At 43.7% G+C, this 23,560-nt stretch carries 19 protein-coding genes; 9 read left to right on the top strand and 10 right to left on the bottom strand.

From position 1 onward, the window contains the following. Positions 1 to 76: 76 nt before the first annotated feature. From V7K85_RS35940 to V7K85_RS35895, 10 genes are all read right to left on the bottom strand, one after another. A complete protein-coding gene (locus V7K85_RS35940; RefSeq protein WP_334821437.1) occupies positions 77 to 865 on the bottom strand; it encodes an SDR family oxidoreductase in 789 nt (262 codons plus the stop codon). A gap of 19 nt (positions 866 to 884) precedes the next feature. Then, positions 885 to 1,706, bottom strand: coding sequence for an NADPH-dependent oxidoreductase (locus V7K85_RS35935; RefSeq protein WP_334821436.1), 822 nt, complete (start codon positions 1,704 to 1,706; stop codon positions 885 to 887). 113 nt (positions 1,707 to 1,819) lie between these two features. Further along, positions 1,820 to 2,938 (bottom strand): sulfonate ABC transporter substrate-binding protein, encoded by a 1,119-nt coding sequence (locus tag V7K85_RS35930; protein WP_334821434.1) that lies wholly within the window; start codon positions 2,936 to 2,938, stop codon positions 1,820 to 1,822. 153 nt (positions 2,939 to 3,091) lie between these two features. After that, positions 3,092 to 3,853 carry a class II aldolase/adducin family protein gene (locus tag V7K85_RS35925; protein ID WP_334821432.1) on the bottom strand — a complete coding sequence of 254 codons (762 nt, stop codon included), beginning with the start codon at positions 3,851 to 3,853 and terminating at the stop codon, positions 3,092 to 3,094. Beyond that, the gene (locus tag V7K85_RS35920) at positions 3,837 to 4,532 is read right to left on the bottom strand and encodes a hypothetical protein (RefSeq protein ID WP_334821430.1); all 696 of its coding nucleotides are present in this window, start codon (positions 4,530 to 4,532) and stop codon (positions 3,837 to 3,839) included. The genes V7K85_RS35925 and V7K85_RS35920 overlap by 17 nt, the downstream gene beginning before the upstream one ends. Next, on the bottom strand, positions 4,533 to 4,799 hold the full coding sequence (locus V7K85_RS35915; protein ID WP_334821428.1) for an RRXRR domain-containing protein: 267 nt from the start codon (positions 4,797 to 4,799) through the stop codon (positions 4,533 to 4,535). A gap of 191 nt (positions 4,800 to 4,990) precedes the next feature. Beyond that, positions 4,991 to 6,112, bottom strand: coding sequence for an LLM class flavin-dependent oxidoreductase (locus V7K85_RS35910; RefSeq protein WP_334821426.1), 1,122 nt, complete (start codon positions 6,110 to 6,112; stop codon positions 4,991 to 4,993). A 197-nt stretch (positions 6,113 to 6,309) separates the two neighbouring features. Next, positions 6,310 to 7,359, bottom strand: coding sequence for an aliphatic sulfonate ABC transporter substrate-binding protein (locus V7K85_RS35905; protein ID WP_334821424.1), 1,050 nt, complete (start codon positions 7,357 to 7,359; stop codon positions 6,310 to 6,312). 415 nt (positions 7,360 to 7,774) lie between these two features. After that, a complete protein-coding gene (locus V7K85_RS35900; RefSeq protein WP_334821422.1) occupies positions 7,775 to 10,033 on the bottom strand; it encodes a di-heme oxidoredictase family protein in 2,259 nt (752 codons plus the stop codon). Between the two features lie 492 nt (positions 10,034 to 10,525). Beyond that, a complete protein-coding gene (locus tag V7K85_RS35895) occupies positions 10,526 to 12,193 on the bottom strand; it encodes an RluA family pseudouridine synthase (protein WP_334821420.1) in 1,668 nt (555 codons plus the stop codon). A 340-nt stretch (positions 12,194 to 12,533) separates the two neighbouring features. Between V7K85_RS35895 and V7K85_RS35890 the strand changes: the two genes are divergently transcribed. The 9 genes from V7K85_RS35890 to aepY all read left to right on the top strand — a co-directional run bounded on the left by V7K85_RS35890 (position 12,534) and on the right by aepY (position 23,353). Beyond that, the gene (locus tag V7K85_RS35890) at positions 12,534 to 13,247 is read left to right on the top strand and encodes a 2OG-Fe(II) oxygenase (protein ID WP_334821418.1); all 714 of its coding nucleotides are present in this window, start codon (positions 12,534 to 12,536) and stop codon (positions 13,245 to 13,247) included. Between the two features lie 498 nt (positions 13,248 to 13,745). Beyond that, a complete protein-coding gene (gene hpnJ, locus V7K85_RS35885; RefSeq protein ID WP_334821416.1) occupies positions 13,746 to 15,200 on the top strand; it encodes a hopanoid biosynthesis associated radical SAM protein HpnJ in 1,455 nt (484 codons plus the stop codon). 297 nt (positions 15,201 to 15,497) lie between these two features. Continuing rightward, the gene (gene hpnK / locus V7K85_RS35880; RefSeq protein ID WP_334821414.1) at positions 15,498 to 16,412 is read left to right on the top strand and encodes a hopanoid biosynthesis-associated protein HpnK; all 915 of its coding nucleotides are present in this window, start codon (positions 15,498 to 15,500) and stop codon (positions 16,410 to 16,412) included. Positions 16,413 to 16,541: 129 nt separating this feature from the next. Further along, entirely contained in the window at positions 16,542 to 17,762 is a 1,221-nt protein-coding gene (hpnI, locus tag V7K85_RS35875; RefSeq protein ID WP_334821456.1) for a bacteriohopanetetrol glucosamine biosynthesis glycosyltransferase HpnI, read from the top strand. A gap of 348 nt (positions 17,763 to 18,110) precedes the next feature. After that, a complete protein-coding gene (locus V7K85_RS35870; RefSeq protein ID WP_334821412.1) occupies positions 18,111 to 18,866 on the top strand; it encodes a phosphocholine cytidylyltransferase family protein in 756 nt (251 codons plus the stop codon). Positions 18,867 to 19,052: 186 nt separating this feature from the next. Beyond that, positions 19,053 to 20,708, top strand: coding sequence for a phosphoenolpyruvate mutase (gene aepX, locus V7K85_RS35865; protein ID WP_334821410.1), 1,656 nt, complete (start codon positions 19,053 to 19,055; stop codon positions 20,706 to 20,708). Positions 20,709 to 20,924: 216 nt separating this feature from the next. After that, a complete protein-coding gene (locus tag V7K85_RS35860) occupies positions 20,925 to 21,599 on the top strand; it encodes a helix-turn-helix transcriptional regulator (protein ID WP_334821407.1) in 675 nt (224 codons plus the stop codon). A 93-nt stretch (positions 21,600 to 21,692) separates the two neighbouring features. Continuing rightward, the gene (locus tag V7K85_RS35855; RefSeq protein WP_334821405.1) at positions 21,693 to 21,929 is read left to right on the top strand and encodes a hypothetical protein; all 237 of its coding nucleotides are present in this window, start codon (positions 21,693 to 21,695) and stop codon (positions 21,927 to 21,929) included. Between the two features lie 251 nt (positions 21,930 to 22,180). After that, a complete protein-coding gene (aepY, locus tag V7K85_RS35850; RefSeq protein ID WP_334821403.1) occupies positions 22,181 to 23,353 on the top strand; it encodes a phosphonopyruvate decarboxylase in 1,173 nt (390 codons plus the stop codon). The last annotated feature ends 207 nt before the right edge of the window (positions 23,354 to 23,560 follow it).

Here is a 23,560-nt window from a genome sequence, read left to right as displayed (position 1 = left end):
CTTAGTCCTCGGAAACCTAAAGCTGGGGACTTTTTTATATTCCATATACCCAAAGGGTTTGCTGTAGGCAAACTGCTCAAAATGTTCCTTGAATAATTCCGCCATCTACTTGCAGCATGACTCCATTCACAAATGATGCGGCTGGTGAACTCAGAAATACCGCGACATTGGCAAACTCTTCTGGTGTCCCTATACGACCTAAAGGAACTGTCGCATTGACTCGAGCAATTTCTGCTGCTTTTGTTTCACCACTTTTAACAATCCGGGCGTTGATTAATTCTTCTACCCGTTCTGTATATGTCCAACCTGGTAAGATGCTGTTGACGCGAATTTTATCGCTACCCAGTTCTTGGCTGAGAGTTTTCGTTAAACCAATTACTGCTAACCTAATGGAATTAGACAACACCAGATTTTGGGCTGGTTGTTTAGTTGAGGTTGAGGTGACAGTCAGAATCGCTGGTGCGCTAGATTGGCGTAAGTGAGGTAAAGCGGACTTTACCAGACGTACCGCACTCAGCAAAGTCAAGTTGATCGAAGTTTCCCAAGTTGCCAAATCAATATCGTCAAAAGTGCCAGGGGGTGAACCTCCGGCGTTGGTAACGAGGATATCCAACCCGCCGAATTTTTCCACTGTGGCATTAATCACCCGCTCAATATCTTCTTGACTCGTAACGTCTGCACGCAGAGATAGCACTTCTGTACCTGTTTCGCTTTCAATCTCCGCAGCGGTTTTGTCAATTAACTCACTGCGGGCACAGATGGCAACTTTTGCACCCTCACGGGCAAATTGCCTTGCTGTAGCTTTGCCCAAACCTTTACTAGCAGCTGTCACTAAGGCGACTTTGCCACGGAGTTGCAAATCCATAATCTTGATATATTGTTGTTTACAGTAACTTGAAGCCGAGGTGATTGAGAACTTCACGCAAGCGATCGCGTCCTTTCAATGACTCGACAGTTGCGATCCGCCCGGCTGAGTGTTCTGACCAATCACCGGGGATATTCATCTTTTGTTTAGTATAAAAGTCTTTAATGATATCGTTATAGTGAGCGATCGCTTCTTCTTGATCTGCCAATTTATAAGTTTCACGGTGCAGTATCGCTGATTGGGGCAACCTTGGCTTAATCGCTGCTTCTACCTCAGGATTTGGATAGCCAACACACAACCCAAATACAGCATAGACAGAGGAGGGCAAATTCAATATCTCTGCTACTTCTTGCGGGCGGTTCCTGATTCCGCCGATATATACTGTTCCTAAACCGAGTGACTCAGCTGCGACTGCTGCGTTTTGCGCCGCCAAACTTGCATCGATTGTTGCCGTCACAAACATTTCTAAGTATTCCAGCGCATCATGAGATATGCCGCGACTGTCAGCAACGTAACTTAGACGCGCCAAATCTGCTAACCAAACCAAGAATAAAGGCACTTGCTTAATATGTGCTTGGTTTCCCGCTAGCTGGGATAACTCCTCTTTGCGCTGTTGATCTTCGACTGCTACCACACTCCAGGTTTGCAAATTAGAGGAAGTAGATGCAGATTGGGCAGCTGCAATTAGTAACTCCAGAGTTCCCGCTGGTAGAGAATCAGATAGATAAGACCGGATTGAACGGTGAGATAATAGTGCTGTTAGGGAATCATTCCATGCAATTTCCGGATTGAAGGGAATTTCACCGTAGCGCGATCGCAGTAGTTCTGTAGGATTAGTCATAATCAATTCCCAGATTCACATTTCAAAAATTTCCAGTTGTTTTATTACTAACATCAATTCCATTTGTCGGGCTATACATCTGTACGCCCCTACAGCCGATTCATTGTACTAGTTTAAGTTTTTGGGGAAAATGCAGCGTATTGCTCTTTTGTCAACACTGCATCTTTCACATTTACCTCTTTGGGAATTAACTTCAATTTATAATATGTATCCGCAACACCTTGTTGTAGATTTATGAGATTGTCATCAACTGGTACAAGACCAAAAGTCCGTCTGTTAGTTGCTTTTTTCATCGTTTCTAAATCAATTCCTAACACAGGTGCTAGAGTTTTTGCTACTTCTTCTCGATTCTGTTTAGACCATTCTTCTAAATTTTGAATTTCCTCAAGTATTGCCTTGACAGTTTGAGGATTTTCAGTGACAAATTTGCGAGTCATCAAATAATATCCTCCCTGTTTATTAATTCCTGCGCCATTAATCAGGACTCTGGCTTTAGTTGCCTCTTGAGCAGCTGCATAGAAGGGGTCCCAAATTACCCAGGCATCTACACTACCCTTGACAAATGCAGCGCGGGCATCAGCCGGTGCTAAATATTTAGGTTCAATGTCAGTATATTTCAGTCCTGCTTTATCTAGAGCTTGGACTAATAATAAATGGGCGCTAGATCCTTTTTGAAAGGCAACTTTTTTACCTTTGAGGTCAGTAAGTTTTTGAATTTGTGAATTCTGAGGAACAAGAATTGCTGAACTAGCCGGAGTAGCCGCAGTACCAACAACATAAGTTAGTGATGCTCCCGCTGCTTGAGCAAATATTGGCGGTGATTCTCCTACAGGTCCGATGTCAATACTACCTACATTCATGGCTTCTAGTAGTTGGGGCCCCGCTTGAAATTCAGTCCACTTTACAGTGATACCTTCTGGTGCCAAACGCTTTTCTAAAACACCCTTAGTTCTAAGTAAAATAGTCGATTTTTGATAGCCAAATCTGACTACTGTTGCTTTACCGGAAGCAGAATTGCCAACAGATGTAGCACTGGGATTAGGAGAATTAACAGTCGATGTCGATGAGCAGGCGGCAAATAGCACGCTCAGACAAAGACCTGTAACAAAAGCCCCCGCAATTGGCAAAGGAGAAGAAAAGAATAATTTATGTTGGTTGTTAAATGGGATATTTCTGAATTTTATCAACGATATCCATTTGGTAATTAAGCGGCGAAAGATTAGGTTAATCATCAAAATGATTTCTCTGAAATATATTAATACTATAAACTTATAGGTTTACCGGAGTATAGAAATAAATTCAGGCAAAGTTGATATAAAAAGAGCGGGAAGTGCAGTAGATGGAAACTTCCCCGCCTATATATCCCAGTGCCAAAAAACACAGCACTAATTCAGCAAATCAGGTTCCTCGCGCACAATCCTGTCGTAAAGTGGCTGGAAGCTGAACCACCCACTTATATGTGACCCCACTTGAGTTTGTGTTAAACGGGCTGTTTCGTGTTTGATAGTAGTGGGTCTACCCGCAGCTTCTGCTAGCAGTTGGGCTTGGCACGATCGCTCTAAGCTAATGTACCAAAAGGCAGCTTCATCTACTGTATGTCCCACAGTTAAAATGCTGTGGTTACGCAGGATTATGGCTTTCTTTGGCCCCAAAGTTTGCGCCAGTCGCTGACCTTCAGAAGTTTCTAAAACAACACCTGTAAAATCGTCAAATAGCGCATGGTCTTCGTAAAAAGCACAGGAATCTTGTGTTAAGGGGTCAAGGAGACGACCTAAACTAGACCAGGCTTTACCATAAAGTGAGTGGGCGTGAGCCGCCGCGATCACATCAGGTCGAGCTTCATGAAGCTGAGAATGAATAGCGAAAGCAGCTTGATTCACCTCAGCATCGCCTTTAACCACCTCACCTTCTCTGTTAACCAAAATCAGGTCAGAAACTCGGATATGACCGAAGTATGTTCCGAATGGATTGACCCAGAAATGGTCTGTAAACTCCGGATCACGAGCCGTAATATGGCCGGCGATTCCCTCGCTGAACCCAAATTTACCAAACAGGCGAAAGGCAGCGGCGAGGCGTTGCTTACGGTGCAGGCGTTCGTCTTCAACTCGCTCGAATACGGGGGGTTGTGGTCTATCGGACTTGGGCATGTTCTTTTTCCTCTTCCTCTTTGCAGGGAGCGTTAGAATATCCAGAGCGAAAGGATTTGACGCTGTGAGATTCTGGGATGAACTGGTGACGCAAGATGCAGCCAGTATCATTACCCATAACATGGATGGATACAGATGCGCTCTGGGATGTGGTTTTGACGGCGTGGATATCACCATCTGGGGGTAAGAGGCGGTAGATATCCCCTGGTTGAAGCGATGCCTGCGGCGGGCTAAGCCTACGCACTTCAGTTACTTGTAATTGTGCGTGTCCTTCGGCGTCGCCGTTATCTACACGGCGATAGACTGTTTCTTGTTGATTGCCTTTGTATAAACCAATCAATCCCCAGGCCAAATGGTCGTGGACGGGAGTCGTTGAACCTGGGGGAATCACCAAACTGAAGACTGAGAGGGAACGGTCTTTGGCGCGATAAAGCAGCCACTGACCAATACCGCCACCCATCTTGCTTTCCGGATTGATTTGGGCAAACTTTTCCGGGAGCCATTCCTGTTGGGCGAGCAGCTCTTGAAAATAGGGTTCTAGTCTGGCGAGAGTTTGGGTGCGATCGTTAACAGTACTAGCGCTAATTTCACGCACTGTTGCTACAAAGGATCGTAGTTCCTGGCTTTCGATAAACCATTGGTCTTCTGGCAATGGTTCCAAGATGGTGTGGTTCGTCATCTATATTCCTCGGTTTGGGAAGCGATTAAAATTAATAGCAATTTTTTGATCTTTGCTGACAATAGTACTAGTAGTTTTAACAGCAGGGTGAATCTTGAAGCCAAGTTGCTCAAGTTTTAGACGAGAAAGGGACTCCTTCAAAATGATCGTAAAGGGATATCGCTGGAATACGGTAGCTTTCCCTTGTGACAAGAGCAGCCTAGCACGGCTGATGCGTACTGGATATAACGGTTGTTGGTTGGCATCGAGAATGAATACTTTGGTCATGCATGATATTCCTTACGAATTAAGTTATTAAGGGACTATCAAAAAATCAATCATCCAATCTTGATCTAAAGGATTTCCAACAAATAAATTATTCAATCTTGTGGAGTGGCAAAATTAGCTCCTTTGGTTACCGGTGGACTTTTCGGCCTACTCCACAAGAAGCAGTTGAGTATTTTTTTATTTGTCAGTTCCTAAGCAACAACAGTTGCTTGTCGCTCTCGCCGTTGCACTTCTGCCCGGACTAGCGGAATCACATCACGACCATAAGCGATCGCATCTCCTAATGGATCAAATCCCCGAATCAAGAGAGTAGTTACCCCTGCATCATAGTAATCCATAAGGGACTCTGCTACTTGCTCCGGTGTACCAACAAGGGCGGTAGTATTACCATAAGCACCAGTAGCGGCGGCAATTGGCGTCCACAAGCACTTATCGAAAATTTCGTTTTCTTGGGCAAACTGTAGCAAACGATTGGAACCCACTGCTTGCGGACGTGCTGAATTAAAGTAGGGAGTTATCGGCAGCTGATTTTCTGTTTTTGCAGCCCGAATTTCCTTAACACGCGATAGAATTGAGTGCGCCCGTTCCCAAGCCTTCTCCTCAGTATCACCCAAAATTGGTCGCAGCGAGACACTAAAGCGTGGCGATCGCCCTGGTGGTGTTACGGCTTTTACTTCCTGTATCCGTTCCTTAACTGCCGCAATCGGTTCTCCCCACATAGCATAGACATCACTATGCTTTGCACCCACAGGTACTGCTGCACCAGAAGCACCGCCAAAGTACAGAGGTATGTGCGGCTGTTGTAAAGGCTTCACATCTGAGTAAGCATCTTTCACCCGGTAGAATTCGCCCTCATAGTCGAAGGGAGTATCACTCGTCCACACCTGGCGCACGATGTCGAGGTACTCATCTGTACGGCGATAGCGAGTATCGTGGTCAAGCCAATCACCATCGCGTTGCTGTTCAGCATCACTGCCACCTGTAATAATGTGTACGGCAATGCGACCATTAGTAAAATGCTCCAAAGTTGCTGTCTTGCGTGCCAAGAGTGTAGGAGCCACGAAACCAGGGCGATGGGCAATTAAAAACTTCAACCGTTCTGTTGCAGCCGCCGCGAACGAAGCCACAGTTAAGCCATCGGGACCAGTTGAACCATAACCAACCAGTACCCGATCAAAGCCACCATCTTCATGTGCCTTAGCAAACTTGCGGACATAGGCGGAATCTATCGAACCGCCCGTAATCGAAACTGTCGGCCCATCTAACTCAGATATTTGTCGCGTTCCAATCATCCCAATAAATTCAATCGGCATAGTGCATCACCTCAAAAATTACAAACCATAATCAACAAGGATTGGGCATTGGGCATTGGGAATAGGGAATGAGTCTGATACTCGTGAACGAGTCTTTGAACTCCGTTAATGAGTCTTTAACTCCACTCCTCTGCTTCCCCTGCTCCCCTGGTTACTGAGCGCAGTCGAAGTTATGCTCCCCCTGCCTCCCCTGCCTCCTACTTAGCTGTGGGGCAGATAGTAGCAGCAACATCTACCCTTTTCGGTAGAATTTTTTGCTCCAGCATCCAGTCAGCCGTCTTCTGAAGTTTGGCAACATCATCAGCATTAGGTGTGGCAAGTAGCTGTGGCCCTTGATTCTCAGTTACCCGCTTGGCTACGGCTGGGGAGATTTTGATGTCCTTGACCAAAAATTCGGCTGATTTTGCCGTATTTACATTCAACCAATCATATTCCTCGCCTAAACCCCCCAAAGCTGCTTTCACGGCTTCTGGAGATTTAGTTGCAGCCTCATTACGCACAAGCATTACACTGTAGGTGGGCGCTGGATGGGTTGTGGTGATTCTCCTAGCACCATGCTCTAATTCGGCAACTGAGATATATGGTTCCCAAACTGCCCAAGCATCCACAGTCCCTTGGTAGAGGGCGGGTGCAGCATCACTTGGAGCTAAGAAGACACGCTGAACTTTCTCTTTAGAAATGTTCTCTTTTTCCAATACTTTTAATAACAAGTACTCACCTGCACCAGCCTGATTTACAGCAACTTTTTTACCTATAAGGTCAGCAGGTTTACGTATAGAAGAATCGCCACGCACTACGATCGCACTGCTCAATGATTCAGGTCTGGGACGCTGGACAGCCCCAATGCAAAGCTCCTGACCGGCGGCGATCGCTGACAAACCAGGAATGTCTCCGCACCCGCCTATATCAGCTTGATTAGCGCTAATGGCTTGGAGTAAAGTAGCACATCGGTCAAAGGGACCAGCCCATTCAGCTTTGATATTTTCAGCCGCAAGCCTCTTTTCTAACTCTCCTCGTTGACGTGCAATTGGCACAACACCTCCCTTTTGGTATCCCAGGCGAATCAAACTAGTTTTCTCTTGAGTCTGGTTACTGACATTTTGGGTAGTGTTCGTATTTGCAGAGTTACTAGGAGCGCAGCCAGAAATCGCCAAACCTAGCCAGGAACTGGCAACCAATAGGGCACTAAGGGACTGGACTGAGCGTTGTGGCAATAAAAATAAGAACTTTTTGAACTGATTCAACAACTTTTTTATTACTCCTTTTATTAAAGAAAAGATCAGAAGGAGAGTCTAGAGGTCAACTCCAGCACTCTCGTCTTTACCGCTAATTAAGATTTTTCAAGGAATAAATCATCTAATCTTATGGGGTGGTCTCACAATCAGTAATTGGATATTTTTTATTCGGAAGTCTCTTAGCTGTGATATTGGTTCCTATATATACGGTAAATCAGTCAATTAACCGTAGAATAGACCACAAGCAGAAATTATCACATCCAAATTTAAAAAGCAAGTCGATTGTCATAGTTCTGGATGGCAGCAACGCGAATATGACATGATCATCCTGCTCGTAAGATTACCTGCATCAAAAAAAGGGACGTTCTTAAGAACGTCCCCGTAGTAAAATTCGCAAACAATCGATATTAGAGATATTGGAGAGCCACTACAGCTCCTTCAAGAAATCAATCATCGCTTGTTGATCATAAGGTGTCAGATAACGGAAACGACCGATAACTTCGCGTGCTTCACTTCGATGAGTTTTTGAAATAGCACTGGTATAAGGCGGGCAAATGACATCTTCAGGCGATGATCCATAATTGATAACATTGCCGATTTTATTAAAGACTTTGCCACCCGGAGGAACAGGGCATCCTCCACCCGGCAGCTTAGAGGTCTTATAGTCATCGGGTGCAGGTAGGTCATGTAGCTCAATCGCTGCTTGAAGCGCATCGTCTACTGAACGAACAACCAACGGAGCATTGGTCACTTCCCTATTGGTAAACACAGTACCCGCAGGCGTTGTGTCACGGGTGAGGGTACTCAAGTAGACGCTACCATCATGCAAGAATGGAGGGCCAACCTTACCAATCCCCATCAGAGGCGGTGTACGGAACTCTTCACCCTTAGCAGTTGCTTTCTGGTTTGAGAAGATATCATCAGTTAGGTTACGGGGCAGATCATAAGTCTTGAAGTTCAATTGGTTACTACGAACAACCGTGGATCGGCTCATAAGGATTGGATCACGCGGAGTTGGTGCAAACCGTTCAGCATCAATGATCGGGCCTTTATGCAGAATCAGATCCGAGAAAATTGGTGCCCAACGGTAACTGAGAATGTTTACAACGGATGCTGCATCAGTACCCAAGGATGGATCGCCTGCTGCTGGCGACCGACCAGTTCTTTGAACCGGAATATGGCAGCTCACACAACTTACCATCCGATCGCTCTGGTTAATGGCATTGGGATCACGACCATCGCCTCCGCTAGGCATACGACCGGGGATCATCCGGTTGGCAAAGGCAGTGAGATCAATACCAAAAAGCTGCGCTCCGCGCTGAACACTGGCTGCACCACTGTAGCCAGAACGAGGTTGAGATGGATTTTTGGAATTTAGCACCGCCAGGAGATTAGGGCCAAATTCTGGGGGAGCCGTCAGGCGTAAGAAATTGCGCTCACTAAATGGCGTACTGAGGTGAAACTCAGGGTCAGCTATTGGATTTTTGCAGTTCTTATTGTAGGGAGCAATTTTGGGATCAGCAATTTTGATCTCATTATTGTTAGCCAAGCTAGTAATGCCAAGCTCACCTTGCAAGCCCCCAATGACAAACTGTAGTATCTCCGCGCCATTGGCACGTAAGCCAAAACGCCCTACCCCAGAGGCTAGGGCGTTGGGTTGGTCAGGTGGCGCATTGGCAGGAATCATATTCACCTTACCTGTGACACAATCACCGGTGCATTGAAATACAGCAGTTTTTAAAGACGATTTACCGCCTCGAATGTCAGAGGGATCAGGAGCGTTGGTAATATCCTGGTTTGGAACAGCCTCCATCAGCCCACGACCGATATAGGGGGGGCCAGCGCGTTCAGCGACACCACGTCTAAATCCACTTGAACTCAGGCCAGTAGTTGGATTAATTGTGCCGAGGTTTCGATCTTGAGCGATGCTTGGGATTGCATCTGGTTTGCAATCTATACTGCGATCGAAAGCTTTAAGTTCAGCAATCTGAGGGCGTGTATGCTGCACAAAACCACCGAAATTCTGTGCATTACCTGTGATGGGATTTTTAGTACCATCCAAAGGATCGTAAGATTTCGTCGGATCGACTGCTTCAGCCGACGCTGAAAAGTCCCCGAAGATCGTAAAAGCTGCGGTTCGCCCGGTATTATTGACCGCATTTAAGGCTGGGTCGGCCTTACTAACGATATTCAAGTCAACAGAACCGTTTGAATCGACTGGATCTAAGCGAACACCAGCCGGTCTACCACCATTCTTGGTATCACCCGACGTAAAACTGAAGTTGGTGGGAGTTGACCGTCCAGCTCGACTGACGTTAGAGATACCCGTGAGCAACCCCACATCCGGAACCGACTCAAGGTTATTCAGATGACAGCCCGCACATCGGGTTTGGTTAGCCATGGCCCCTGCGCCAGTCCTAACGGTCTCTGGGGTGGTAAAAAACCACGACCCTTCTACCACTTTCTGGCGAGCTGATTGCGAAACAGAAGGATAGAGCAATCGATCTAACTGAGGTGCCGTCCTCAGGGGAGCAAGTCCCACATTACCATAGGTATCGCGACGGAGACGCTCTGCTGGACGAAGAGGTTTATTCGGAGGTGCTACCACGAAGCCCGAACTAACTTCGGCTCGTCGCTGTGCAAGTAACGTGGCATCGTTGGGAATGTTGGTACGAAACTGACCCAAAACTTTGTGTGGAAAAACAAAAGAAATGAACACTGAGAGGCTAAGTGATAAACCCACTATCAACAAAACACTCAGAAGTTTAAGTCTTCGCATTACGTTTTTCAGCCTTATTCAAGATTGACTAAGACACGCTGAAAATCACAAATCCCATATTTGGATTTTTAGCCTGTCTATGCTACTAAGTATGAAAACTAACAAGCTATTGGTACCAATGCTCAGACCTGGATTTCGCAAAACCTAAGAGTAATTACATATAGACTTTACGACAATACTAAAGTGAAGCGATTTAGTCTAAATATTTCTACATAAAAAGTCCATTTGAGTGTCGAAGAAATTTATAGTGTTGTGTCCATTTGGACTGGGGTTTGACGTTTTGCCTTGCTTTGTATTGCACACTCTTGTGTTGGGCTATTTTGGCAAAAGCTAGACTAACTCTATTGTTGGCAAAGGTATTGCTATATACTAGAGCGGCTACTCGTTATTTTAATATTATCAAAACGGCGTAATTGTTTGTAAATGCAGGGTTTTTTCTAACTGCGGATGCTCGAAACGAAGTTCCATAGCGTGCAGATGTAAGCGACTGGTAACTGCATAGCATCCATAAAGGCGATCGCCTAAAATAGTTACGCCAAGTCCTCGCACATCAGCTGCATGAACCCTCAACTGATGAGTGCGTCCGGTTAGCGGCGTAAATTCTACGCGGGTGTAGTCTCCTTGTCTGTCCATTACCTGGAAATGTGTCAAGCTGGGTTTACCGTGCTGCCAATCAACTTTTTGATTAGGGCGATTTTCAGGATCTCCCCACAATGGCAAGTCAATCACACCTTGTTCAACTGTCACAGTACCGGAAAGTATCGCTTCATAAACCTTGTGAACTTGGCGTTGCTGAAACTGCTGGCTGAGTTGCCGATGGGTTTGGCGATCGCGTGCCAACAACAGAATACCAGATGTTTCCTGATCTAGGCGATGCACAGATGCAAGCATCATCCCATCAGCTAACAGATGACGTAAGCGACTCAAAACACTATCTTGGCGATCGCGATAACGACCAGGCACCGAAAGTAACCCAGCAGGTTTGTTTACAGCAATCAGCCATTCGTCTTCATAAATAATCGGGATCTCTCCTTTGGTAGGGTAACTAATTGTGTATACATGCTTGTTTGGGATTGAAATCGGTTTCAAGCCTGAGAGCAAAAACCCCATTAATGGCTGACATCGCTCGGCACATGCTCCATAAAATTCTCCCTGGATTTTATCCTGATTTACAGAAGACGTACCCCACCAAAATTCCGCCATTGCCAGTGGTTTTAAATTATGTGTTGCTGCATAATGGAGCAACTTTGGGGCACAACACTCTCCTGTGCCAGTGGGGAAGCCTCCTGAGATCAATTGCTCTAATGATTGCGATCGCCCGGAAAAATTGGTCAAGCTGTAGCTGGCGTGCATCTGAGCTTGGAGTTGACGCGACAGTGCTTTACGCTGTTGTTTGAGTTTGCTAATTCGCGCATCCGTTGCTGCAATTAACTGCTGGAGGGGCTGTAAGACTGCATTTTGCTGGCGTTTAAGTTGTCGTCGCTCAATTCCCTGCTGACGACTTTCTTCGTCGAGTTGTTCAAGGGCAATAGTGAGTGCTTCTGGAGTGAGTGTATTGCAGATTTGCTGACGTTTTTCTTGTCGTTGATGTTTGCAATGGCGATGGCGATCGCTCATTGTTTGCAACTGCTGCTCAAACTGATCAAACAGGGTTTCATACTGCTGGCGTTCGGTCAGTTGCTTCAAGGTAAGGAGTTCTTGCTTAATTGCGTTTAATTGTGCTAAAGTGCGGGCTGACTCTAAAGCAACTTCCTCTCTTCCTGAAATTGGCGGCACCCAACCCTCAACCATACTGCAACCATTCAAAAGACCGGAGAAGGCTTTAAGTACCCGTTGTTCGCCAGTGGGGAGTTCAACCAATAGTATCCCATACATTTTGCCTTCAGAAGAATAACAGTCATTGTTGGCAATATGTTGCATTAGTCCGTGGGCGATCGCTTCCGACATTGAAGTGCGGGGTAATCTTAGGCGATCGCCACTTTCAGGACAACGCCCTTCGTACCAATAACTAAAAGATGAGTTGCTGATAGCAAAATCGCAGTCGATGAAATCTGAAAGTGCGTGCATAACGGCGTAAATAATTATCGTTGGGATAAGGCAGTTCTTGCTGGGGGGAATAAGCCGGGTAAAAAGGGTTTGAGCCTTGTTTACTTTTATTTACACAGTTTGGTTTTATTGTGCCGACTTACTTAACTACCATACAAAGTATGATTGTGAATCTAGCTGATCCTAATATCTAAAATTATTGCTCGTACTAGCAAGGTAGTAGTCTGTCAAGTTTTAATTGATGGGTAAGCAAGTTCGTAGTAAGGACTTTGATAGCTAAAATGCAGGACTGAGAACCCCTGTATATCTTTAAAGAATGGTATGTTTACTTTTGCAATCCTGTATTAGTATCAAATTATCAATGGAGATCCAAACTGAAATTTCTAAAGCTATAGCAGATGTTGATTACCAAAAACTTCAAGCTGAGTTTCAAGCTCAGAATGAATTGTTGGTGGTGGAGAACTTTCTCCCTAACTCCATCATCGAGCAGTTCTTGGCGCTATTGCCATCTTTGCAACCTGCTATAAACCGCAATTATATTCCCAATCATAAAAAGGGCGGTAGTATCAGCCGCTATAGCTTAGACAGCCTTGCTCCGATTTTCGGAGAGTTTTATCAACTCAGTGCCTTTTTCGAGTTCCTCAACAAAATTACGGCAGAAAAACTCCTTCCGTGTCCTGTTGCTGATCCCCATACTTACGCGCTGTACTACTACACTGAGCCTGGAGACCATATCCAGTATCATTACGATACCTCTTACTATCGCGGGAAACGCTATACTGTGTTGCTTGGTTTGGTTGATAATTCATCCAGTAAGCTGGAATATCAACTCTACAAGGATATTCCTGAACGGGAAACCCAAACGCGATCGCTCTCCTTAACTCCTGGTACTCTAATGTTATTCAATGGTGACAAACTCTATCACAGAGTTACTCCTTTGGGTGAAAATGAACAGCGCATTGTCTTAACTTTGGAGTACGTCACCGATACCCGCATGGGTATGCTAAAACGTATTGTCTCGAATATGAAAGATGCGATCGCCTATTTTGGTTTTCGCCAAGTGTTTCGCTCTTAGCACCACCATCTTAGATTCCTCCTGCCCCTTCTGACAGGTGTAGGTTTTTTACAACTAGGAGGAGTTATGGCAGTAAAATTCATCAACAGGGGTAGTAGAAAAAGAACTCCAGCGATGAAGAGAAATTGGAATATTGTTGAGTAGGTTAGCAATTAGGGTGAGTAAACAATCTCTGAGATGCCTATTTTTCAGCATTTTTAGTTCTGTATGCACCCTAGTTTCATACTCTATTTTCACAGAAATGCTAATGAATACTCACACCTATGTAAAAAACCTATACCTGTCAGGGTAGGGGGGCAGGAGGAAAATCTCTATTTATTATATCTCTGTGTTCTCTGTGTCTGGAGCAGTTCAATTAAAAAATATTTTTCATTAAAGAGAGAGAAATAAAAAATTTAATGAATGATTTAGGACTGCGATCGCATTTGCTGCCCTTTAGGTTTTATTCTAAAAAAGTGTTAGCTGAAACCTGCAAACTATATACAAGGAAATCTACCTGTGAAAAAAACTTTGTTTCTCAGTCCTCCTTCCTTCGATGGGTTTGATGGTGGTGCAGGTTCCCGATATCAAGCCAAGCGTGAGATTACTTCCTTCTGGTATCCTACATGGCTGGCGCAACCCGCAGCCCTTGTGCCTGGTAGCAAGCTTGTGGATGCACCACCACACGATCAAACAGTAGAAGATGTCATCGAAATTGCTCAAGATTACGAGCTAATTATCATGCACACCAGCACGCCTTCGTTAACTAATGATGTGAAGTGCGCCGAGACAATCAAAGCTCAAAACCCTGATGTCAAAATTGGCTTGATTGGAGCGCACGTCGCAGTATTACCAGAGCAGACGCTGGTTGAAAACCCTATCATTGACTTTGTGTGTCGTCATGAATTTGACTATACCTGTAAAGAAATAGCCGAAGGTAAATCTTGGGAAGAAATCACAGGTCTAAGCTACCGTGATCGCCAGGGTAATATACGTCATAATGAAGACCGCCCCTTGATTCACGATTGGGATTCTATGCCCAGCGTATTGCCGATTTATGACCGCGATTTGGATATTACCAAATACTTTATTGGCTACTTATTGCATCCATACATTTCCTTTTACACTGGGCGGGGCTGTCCAGCAAAATGTAGCTTCTGCCTTTGGCCGCAAACAATTGGTGGACACTTATACCGTACAAAAAGCCCGGAAGCTGTTGGGCGCGAGATGAAAGAAGCCAAAGCGATCTTCGGCGACAAGGTGCGAGAATATATGTTTGATGACGACACCTTTACTATAGACAAACAGCGAGCGATCGCAATTAGCGAACATCTGCGACGACTCAAACTAACTTGGAGTTGCAACGCCCGTGCCAATCTAGATTATGACACCCTCAAACAACTACGCGATAATGGCTTACGCTTACTCTTAGTCGGATTTGAATCTGGCAATCAACAGATTTTGGATGGGATTAAGAAAGGCATCAAGCTGGAAGTAGCGCGAAAGTTTATGGAAAATTGTCATAAACTTGGCATTACCGTACACGGCACATTTATCATTGGTTTACCCGACGAAACCCCACAAACAATTGAAGAAACAGTCCGGTTTGCTTGTGATATTAGTCCTCATACAATTCAAGTTTCCATTGCAGCTCCGTATCCTGGAACAGAACTTTATCGTCAAGCACAAGAAAATAATTGGTTTAGCAGCAGTTTTTTAGTTGCTAGTTCAGGAATTCAAATGTCCACACTGCAATATCCAAATCTCTCCAGTGCTGAGATTGAGGATGCAGTTGAGAAAATGTATCGTAAGTTCTACTTCCGTCCCAGAGCGATTATCCCAATTGTAGGTGAAATGCTCACCGATCCCCAAATGTTAGTGCGCCGCTTGCGTGAAGGGCGGGAATTTTTCTCATACTTAAAAGACCGTCGCACCCAAGCAACAGCAAAAGCAGAATCAGTAGTTGTTGGTTAGTTGTTAGTTGTTTTTGTAGAGGAATTGACGATAACCCAGCCAAATAAGTAAATGAACAAAAATAATTTCCTGTGATTGCGCTCGCAATCATACTGTGAGATAATTTAACCCCAGAGTTATTGTTATCTACTTGCTTGCAAGAAAACACTCAACGGTTTGGTGTCTTTGATAAAGAATTACTCCAACCGCAGCTAATACCGAACCTAGCTAAAACTGCCTTAGCAACTTTTAGGCTTATACCTCGGCGTCAGTCTAATTCAATAGTTCAATTATCGGAACCTTAAAAATCCAAAACTTATGCAAGCACAGCGATTCGCCATCATCAATGGTGATGACTTTGGTTTCTCTAAAGGAGTTAATCAAGCAATTATCAAAGCACACAAAGAAGGAGTGCTAACTAGTACCAGCCTGATGGTGAGCGCTGACGCTGCAAAAGAGGCTGTCACTTTCGCAAAGGCCAATCCAAACCTGGCTGTTGGACTACATCTTGTGTTGGTCTGTGGACGACCTGTTCTACCGCCAGAGCAAATTCCCCATTTAGTTGACAAACAAGGTAACTTTTCCAACAGTCCATTATTCGCCGGGTTACGCTATCAATTTGTCAAAGAAACCCATCAAGAACTGCGGCAAGAAATTCGCGCTCAATTGGAAAAATACCGTTCTACTGGTTTACCTCTTTCTCATCTGGATGGACATTTGCATTTGCATATACATCCAGTAGTCTTGCGTATTTTAGTTGACCTGGCAGCAGAATTTGATATTAAAGTAATTCGTCTTCCCAGTGAGGAACTGAGAATGACCTTAAGAGTTAATCGCAGTCATCTACTGACAAAGCTAGTTTGGTCAGGAGTATTTGGCAGACTACGCCACTATGGTGAGAAGCTGCTAGAGTCCCAAGGCATTAACTTTACCCAAAAAGTTTACGGCTTATTGCAAACTGGTGGTATTACAGAAGAATATTTACTTGGGTTGATACCCCAAATTCAGGCAAACTTGGTGGAGATTTACTCTCATCCAGCGATGCCTACGGCGGGCTTCTCTACGAGATGCTGCGCGAACGCCAACGCAATTCATGACAATCCTTTGAATGGAGAACTAGGGACAGGTGAAGCAGAACTTGCTGGATTGTTAAGTCGTCAGGTACGCGAAGCGCTCCTGAGTAACGGCTTTGAAATTACTAACCATCATTTCCTATCCCAACGTACTACTTAAATTTGATTTTCATAATTCAAAGTAATAGCTTTGTCATCCAAATCTCATTTAACGTACATACAAAAATCCTAAACTTCTCGGCAGTGAATCTAGAAAATGCTAATACTAATTGCCTGGTAATCAATGGCTATGTTTGCATCTACCTTCTTAACAAATCTTCACGCGATTGCTAGTAATTTTTTCCTAATTTTGTGCATATCATCTGTTTTGTTTTATTGCTATGCAATTTATGCTGCAATAACTTTTTTTGCTGCTCCCCAGCCAATCGATCGAGAGTTTCATCCACCTGTTAGTATCCTCAAACCTATTTGTGGACTTGATAGTAATGCTTATGAAAACCTAGCCTCATTTTGTCAGCAGGACTATCCAAAATATCAAATCATCTTTGCAGTACGAAATTATCAAGACCCTTGCATAGAGGTTGTAGAGAAAATCATCCACAATTTTTCAGATTTGGATATTTTGCTGATTGTAAGCGATCGCATCATCGGCACAAATCTGAAAGTTAGCAATTTGGCTAATGCCGCAGCCAAAGCTAAATACGAAATTCTAGTCCTTGCTGATAGTGACATCCGAGTTGGAACAGACTATTTACAAAGAGTTATCCAGCCGTTACAAGACGAAAACGTGGGTGTAGTTACCTGTATGTATCGATCCTTAACTCAAGGATGGATATCAATATTAGAGGCTATTATTACTACTACTGAGTTTCATGCAGGGGTGTTAGTCAGCAACATCCAGGAAAATGGTATAAAATACGCCTTTGGTTGCACCATTGCCATCCCTAAAAAAGTATTAGAAGCCATCGGTGGATTTGAAGCAATTGCAGATTACCTAGCAGATGATTTCCAACTTGGCTATCTACCTGTCCAAGCAGGTTACAAAGTTGTGCTTTCCGATTACATAGTTGAACATCTACATAAAAGCAACACCTTAATTGATCTCATCAATCGCCAGATTCGTTGGGCGTTTTGTAAACGAGTTTCTCGTCCTTGGGGTTATCTAGGACTAATTTTTACCTATGGTGTCGTCACCAGCTTGCTGCTGCTGATTGCCACGAATGGTTCAATACTAGGATGGCTAGGACTATGTATTTGTTGGGTAACAAGATTGGTGATGGCTTGGGTTATTGGTACTATCAGTTTTAAAGATCCAATAGTCAAAAAGTTTCTGTGGCTGGTTCCTGGATGCGACTTGTTAAGCTTTGTTATTTGGTGTTTTGGTTTTATTGGTAACACTATAGAGTGGCGGGGGCAACATCTGAAGCTAACTAAAGATGGAAAGTTATTAGTACAAGAAGACAAAAATTATGAATTATCAATTAAGGTTTTGACTAATAGGGGCGCATAGCAGTATTGTTATTCAATGGTGACAAACTTTACCACAGAGTTACTCCTTTGGTTGAAAATGAACAGCGCATTGTCTTGACTTTGGAGTACGTCACCGACACGCGTATGGGTATGCTAAAACGTTTTGTCTCGAATATGAAAGATGTGTAGGCGTAGCCCGTCGTAGACATCGCCTATTTTGGTTTTCGCCAAGTGTTTCGCTCTTAGCACCACCAGATTGCATCCCTCCTGCCTCCTCCATGTTAAGAATTGATTAACAAATATTGTCTTGAGCAAAAAACAGTCATTATAAAATACTGGGAAAATTTCCAGATTTCCTGGTGTCTAAGCTAGTGTTGGTGACTTGACGATGAAAGCAATTATATTAGCTGCTGGCGTTGGACGACGCTTAGGTAAAGATGGGGAAATCCAACCCAAATGCTTACTGAAATTTAACGGCAAATCTTTATTAGAGCGCCATTTGAACAATCTCTGTTATTACCAAATTGATGAAGTAGTGATTGCTGTGGGTTATCAAGCACAAAGAATTCAGGAGGAAATCAAAGCATTGGGAGCCGAAAATTGGGTCAGTACAGTTTATAATCCTGATTACACCAAAGGCAGTGTGATCAGCCTTTGGACTGTACGTCAGCATTTAGTTGCTGGCGATGACATATTATTGATGGATGCAGATGTGTTGTGCGATCGCCGCATCATCGAACGACTGGTAAAGACAAATATCGCCAACAGCTTTTTACTAGATCGGGATTTTGAACCGGGAGATGAACCTGTAAAGCTTTGTGTTAGAGATAATTATCTAGTGGAGTTTCGCAAACAAGTAGCTCCTGGTTTGGCTTATGATTTTGTCAGTGAGTCGGTGGGATTCTTTCGCTTTGAAAGTCCTGTTGCTCACCGTCTTGCTACTCGCACAGAAAAGTATGTTGCAGACGGACTGGATAATGAACCTTATGAAGAAGCCATTCGGGATCTACTGTTAGAAACTCCCGAAACATTTGGCTACGAAGATATCACTGGATTACCTTGGCTCGAAATCGATTTTCCCCAAGATATTCAACGTGCCCAAAACGATATTTTACCTCAGATAGAAGTCGCAGAAAATGTCTGAAAATATCTTCATTTACAGGGGTTATCGTTTGGATGTATTACAGTCTGACCTCTCTTGTAACCTCTCTCCTAAAAGGAGAAAGGCTTTGAATCTTACTCCCTTCCCTTGCAGGGAAGGGGCTGGGGGTTAGGTCTGTGTTCCAATTGAGAACCACTATATTATATTAGGTTGAGAAAAGCAGAATAGATGCATCAAATATTTGCACCCATTGTCACCGCTGCAAACTTAAGTAAGTGTGCCCAACTGCGGGTATTACTAGAATCGCCTCAACTCGACTTCATCATGGAAGCTCACAATGGGATTAGCGCCCGCATTGTAGAAGAGGCTGCATTTAAAGGAATTTGGGGCAGTGGACTCGCCCTCTCTGCTCAATATGGCGTTCGAGATAATAATGAAGCCAGTTGGACTCAAGTTGTGGAAATGCTGGAGTTCATGTCTGATGTCACCAGTATCCCCATTTTATTAGACGGAGATACTGGTTATGGCAACTTTAATAATATGCGTCGCCTGGTTAAAAAGTTAGAACAGCGAGGTATCGCTGGAGTCTGTATTGAAGATAAGCTTTTTCCCAAAACCAACAGTTTCATCAATGGGAGTCGCCAAGCTTTGGCTGATATTGATGAATTCTGCGGCAAAATTAAGGCAGGCAAGGATAGTCAGACAGATCCAGATTTTTGCATCGTCGCCCGACTGGAAGCTTTGATAGCCGGGTGGGATCTTTCAGAGGCAATGCGCCGAGCTGAAGCTTACCATGCAGCCGGAGCCAACGCCATCCTGATTCACAGTAAATCATCGCGTCCTGACCAAGTGCTAGCCTTTGCCAAAGAGTGGGCGGGTCGTTCCCCGTTAGTGATTATACCGACTAAATATTACAGCACTGCCACCGATGTCTTTCGCAAAGCTGAAGTTAATTTAGTCATCTGGGCAAATCATCTGATTCGAGCTGCTGTTGCTAGTATGCAAGCGATCGCTCGTGAAGTGAAAGCCAGCGAAACTTTAATCAACATTGAAGATGAAATTGCGCCTGTGAAGGAAATTTTCCGGCTACAGGGGGCGGATGAACTCATAGAAGCTGAAAAACGCTACTTTAACAATGGACGCCACGATACCCAAGCGATCGTTTTGGCTGCTAGCAGAGGCCAAGAATTAGCAGGGTTGACGCAAGATAAACCGAAAGTAATGTTACCCCTTGGAGGTAAACCTCTACTCAGGTTGTTGGTGGACAAATTCAAAAAACTTTCCATCAATGATATTACCGTTGTCGCGGGTTACAAAGCAGAAACTATAGATGTTCCGGGGACTAAAGTCATCCGCAACCTAAATTATGAAACAACGGGAGAATTAGCATCCTTGGCCTGCGCTCAAACCAACTTCAGCGACGAGATGCTGGTACTTTACGGCGATTTACTATTTAGAAGCTACATCCTGCGGGATTTATTAGAATGTCCCGGAGAAATTGTGGCTGTGGTTGATTCTGTGGCCAACAGCAAGTCTGTTAGCGGTTCACCTGACTACGCCTATTGCTCAATTCCAGACGATCTTTCTCTTTTTGGCCAGGATGTCAACCTGTTGGACATTTCTAAAACAACACAAACGCAATTGGGAAAATCTAACGGACGCTGGATTGGGATGCTGCGCCTGCGGAGTCAAGGTAAACAGTGGGTGAGTGAAGCACTCAATGAATTACAAAAACAACCGGAATTCAACAGTTTGGGTTTGCCAGAATTATGTAATTATTTAATCGAGCAAGGAAAACCAATCAAGGTGCTTTATATTCGCGGTAACTGGTTAGATGTTAATTCTTTGGACGATCTCGACCTTGCTTTTCAATTAAAGCGATAGGGAGTGAGGACTGGGGGATGAGGAATTGTAAGGTTGAAGTTTCGAGTTCTGAAGCTCAAGTTTTGAGTTTTAAAGCTCAAATAATAATCTTTATTCTCTAATCCCCATGTCCAATGCTCGCCCATCAGTGAGCAGAAAACATGCGCTTCAGTAAATTTACTATTTGATTTTGATAGACTAAAAAATAATTAAGCTTCTAACCAAACCAGAATAATTATGGATGGTTTAATACAAGATAAGCTAACAAAGCTAGCCTATGGGCGCATATTGAAAAACTCACGAAATAATATAATTTGGTCACAAGATAGGTTAGCTCAAGAGTGTTATACCTGTCGAAGGACTATAGTAGCAATTGAAACGGGAGAAACTCCTCCTAATCAAGCTCTTCGAGAGGCATTTGCCAAAACTTTATCTAATCCTCTGCTTGAATACTTTCCACAGTATTCTATTGGACAATTTTGTCAGCGATTAAAAGTAAAATTTAAGTATGAAAAGGAAGCGATAGAATACTTTTTAGAACCTTTAAAAGCAAAAGATTTAATTAGCCTTAAAGAGGTTTATTTTTTATATAATCTAGCATCTAAGGATAAAGATAATCAATTAATGATTGTTTTGGATGAGTATCTTCACACCCGGATTATGAATGCTCATCCTGATGAATATGTAAGAAGGTTGGTAGAACGATATAGACAAGATTATATGGATTTTTTCAAAATTTTGATTCCCCAACTAAAATTTAATATGGCAATTGGACAAAACGCGATCCACGTGGAAATTTTTCAAGCCATACTTGAGCTAAACCAAGAAAAACTAAGTAACGCTATTGATTTACACTTAAGCTATTCTCTTAATGATGTTGAACAAATCATAAGATTACTTAAGAAAGAGTAATTTCTTAGCTTTGAGCAGATTTAATTCTCATTTGAACTTTTTCAAACTCAAGTTGTTTATTATGGTAAAAAGATGAATTCAGTAGGAGTTATTATGAATAATCAAACTAAAAAAATATCGGAACAGCGGAATAATAAAATTCAAAAACTTTTAATATTTCTACAAATTCTTTTTTATTTAAGTGCAACAGGAAACAACTTATTGCAGATGCGAATTCATACCAATCAGGATTCTAATGAAAATAGTCCCAAAAGTAGCGAGCCCGTCACCAGCCATCATGCAACGTTTGAAACGGTAACGAAGGGTTACAAAAATAAAATTGCTCCTTGACCCGGAAATCCCCAAAAAACCTTGTTTTTGCCGTGCTAACTGAATTCAAGGCTATAATGCAATACGGTTCAGTTAGAGCCAAAAACCTTAAACTGCGTAGGTTCGGTTTCGTTCCTCAACCGAACCTATGATTATCCTGAGATTCATCGACGAAGCTCTGAGGTTGAGGTTTTGAGTTCTGAAGCCGAAGTAATATCTTTCATCCCATCTCAATCGTCTAAATACCTGAAAATTGCTGTAAATTTTGAATTATGATCCAGGCAGAGGAATTTGTAGAAGCTGCGCGTCATCTTGGCTTTGAGTGGTACACTGGCGTACCGTGTTCTTTTCTCACGCCTTTTATTAACTACGTCATCAATGACGCTCAACTTAGATATATCTCCGCAGCCAATGAGGGAGATGCTGTAGCGATCGCAGCGGGAGCAGCAATTGCTGGTAAACCAGGAGTGGTGATGATGCAAAACTCTGGTTTGGGAAATGCAGTTAATCCGCTAACGTCCCTAAATTATATCTTTCGGATTCCACTGTTGCTGATTTGTACCCTGCGAGGCGATCGCCTCTTGCAAGATGAACCACAACATCAATTAATGGGGCAAATCACAGATAAATTGCTGCAAACAATGACTATACCTTGGGAATTTTTTCCCACAAACGCAGCAGAAATAGAACCTGTTCTGCAAAGAGCCACAGCTTATATGCAACAAGAACGCTGTCCTTATGCTTTAATTATGCGTAAAGGAGCGATTGCACCCCATGCACTCACCCGTTCTTCTATCCCCGAACGAGAAAATAGTAGTAGCGCTGATATTCAGCAAAGCTTTTTTCGGGATCACAAAGAACAACGCATTTCTCGCAGCAAAGCATTGGCTCGGATTGTGGAACTTACCGATGCTAAAAACACTGTAGTAATTGCCACCACCGGATACACGGGACGCGAACTCTTCGCCAGCAAAGACAGCGCCAATCATCTTTATATGGTCGGGTCGATGGGCTGCGCTTCTTCAATGGCATTGGGACTATCCTTAGCACGTCCAGACCTGAAGGTAGTGGTAATTGATGGCGATGGGGCAGCACTGATGCGAATGGGTAATTTTGCTACCATTGGCACTTATGGCGGTGCTAACTTGATCCATATTCTCTTAGATAATGAAGTCCATGATTCCACAGGCGCACAAGCCACAGTCTCTGCGGGTATCTCCTTTGCCAAAATTGCCGAAGCGTGCGGTTACGGCGTTACATTAGCTGGAGACGATCCCGCGCTTTTAGATGCCTTATTTACCGCAGATGCCAACACTAGACCTAAATTCGCTCATCTGAAAATCCGTCCCGGAACTTTAGAAAAGCTACCCCGACCCAATATTACCCCAGAAGCAGTTTTGCAACGCTTTATTAAACATATAGGTTCTGACCTATATAATTCGTAATTAATAGGACTTACGCAAGAACTCTCTGAAACTCTTATTTCTCCGTGTCGCGCCAGCTGCTACCCTGCGGGAACGCTAAAAGCGAACAAATCGGGGAACCCGCCCAACGCACTGGCTTCTCTGCGTCCTCTGCGGTTCGATTTTCCGTTATCTGTGCGTAAGTCCTGATTAATAAATTCAAAGTAAAAACTCTTAATTTATTAATGA

Source organism: Nostoc sp., assembly GCF_036917615.1.
GTDB lineage: Bacteria > Cyanobacteriota > Cyanobacteriia > Cyanobacteriales > Nostocaceae > Nostoc.
Note: the sequence above shows the minus strand (reverse complement) of the source record. Positions and strands in the feature narration are given on the sequence as shown.

Excerpts from the sequence above, each read along its gene's own strand:
- V7K85_RS35855 (WP_334821405.1), top strand. The coding sequence starts at position 21,693 with ATGAATAATCAAACTAAAAAAATATCGGAACAGCGGAATAATAAAATT.
- hpnI (WP_334821456.1), top strand. The coding sequence starts at position 16,542 with ATGTTTGCATCTACCTTCTTAACAAATCTTCACGCGATTGCTAGTAAT.
- V7K85_RS35920 (WP_334821430.1), bottom strand. The coding sequence starts at position 4,532 with ATGACGAACCACACCATCTTGGAACCATTGCCAGAAGACCAATGGTTT.
- V7K85_RS35935 (WP_334821436.1), bottom strand. The coding sequence starts at position 1,706 with ATGACTAATCCTACAGAACTACTGCGATCGCGCTACGGTGAAATTCCC.
- V7K85_RS35910 (WP_334821426.1), bottom strand. The coding sequence starts at position 6,112 with ATGCCGATTGAATTTATTGGGATGATTGGAACGCGACAAATATCTGAG.
- aepX (WP_334821410.1), top strand. The coding sequence starts at position 19,053 with ATGCATCAAATATTTGCACCCATTGTCACCGCTGCAAACTTAAGTAAG.
- V7K85_RS35930 (WP_334821434.1), bottom strand. The coding sequence starts at position 2,938 with ATGATTAACCTAATCTTTCGCCGCTTAATTACCAAATGGATATCGTTG.
- V7K85_RS35890 (WP_334821418.1), top strand. The coding sequence starts at position 12,534 with ATGGAGATCCAAACTGAAATTTCTAAAGCTATAGCAGATGTTGATTAC.
- V7K85_RS35940 (WP_334821437.1), bottom strand. The coding sequence starts at position 865 with ATGGATTTGCAACTCCGTGGCAAAGTCGCCTTAGTGACAGCTGCTAGT.
- hpnK (WP_334821414.1), top strand. The coding sequence starts at position 15,498 with ATGCAAGCACAGCGATTCGCCATCATCAATGGTGATGACTTTGGTTTC.
- V7K85_RS35870 (WP_334821412.1), top strand. The coding sequence starts at position 18,111 with ATGAAAGCAATTATATTAGCTGCTGGCGTTGGACGACGCTTAGGTAAA.
- V7K85_RS35915 (WP_334821428.1), bottom strand. The coding sequence starts at position 4,799 with ATGACCAAAGTATTCATTCTCGATGCCAACCAACAACCGTTATATCCA.
- V7K85_RS35925 (WP_334821432.1), bottom strand. The coding sequence starts at position 3,853 with ATGCCCAAGTCCGATAGACCACAACCCCCCGTATTCGAGCGAGTTGAA.
- V7K85_RS35860 (WP_334821407.1), top strand. The coding sequence starts at position 20,925 with ATGGATGGTTTAATACAAGATAAGCTAACAAAGCTAGCCTATGGGCGC.
- aepY (WP_334821403.1), top strand. The coding sequence starts at position 22,181 with ATGATCCAGGCAGAGGAATTTGTAGAAGCTGCGCGTCATCTTGGCTTT.
- V7K85_RS35895 (WP_334821420.1), bottom strand. The coding sequence starts at position 12,193 with ATGCACGCACTTTCAGATTTCATCGACTGCGATTTTGCTATCAGCAAC.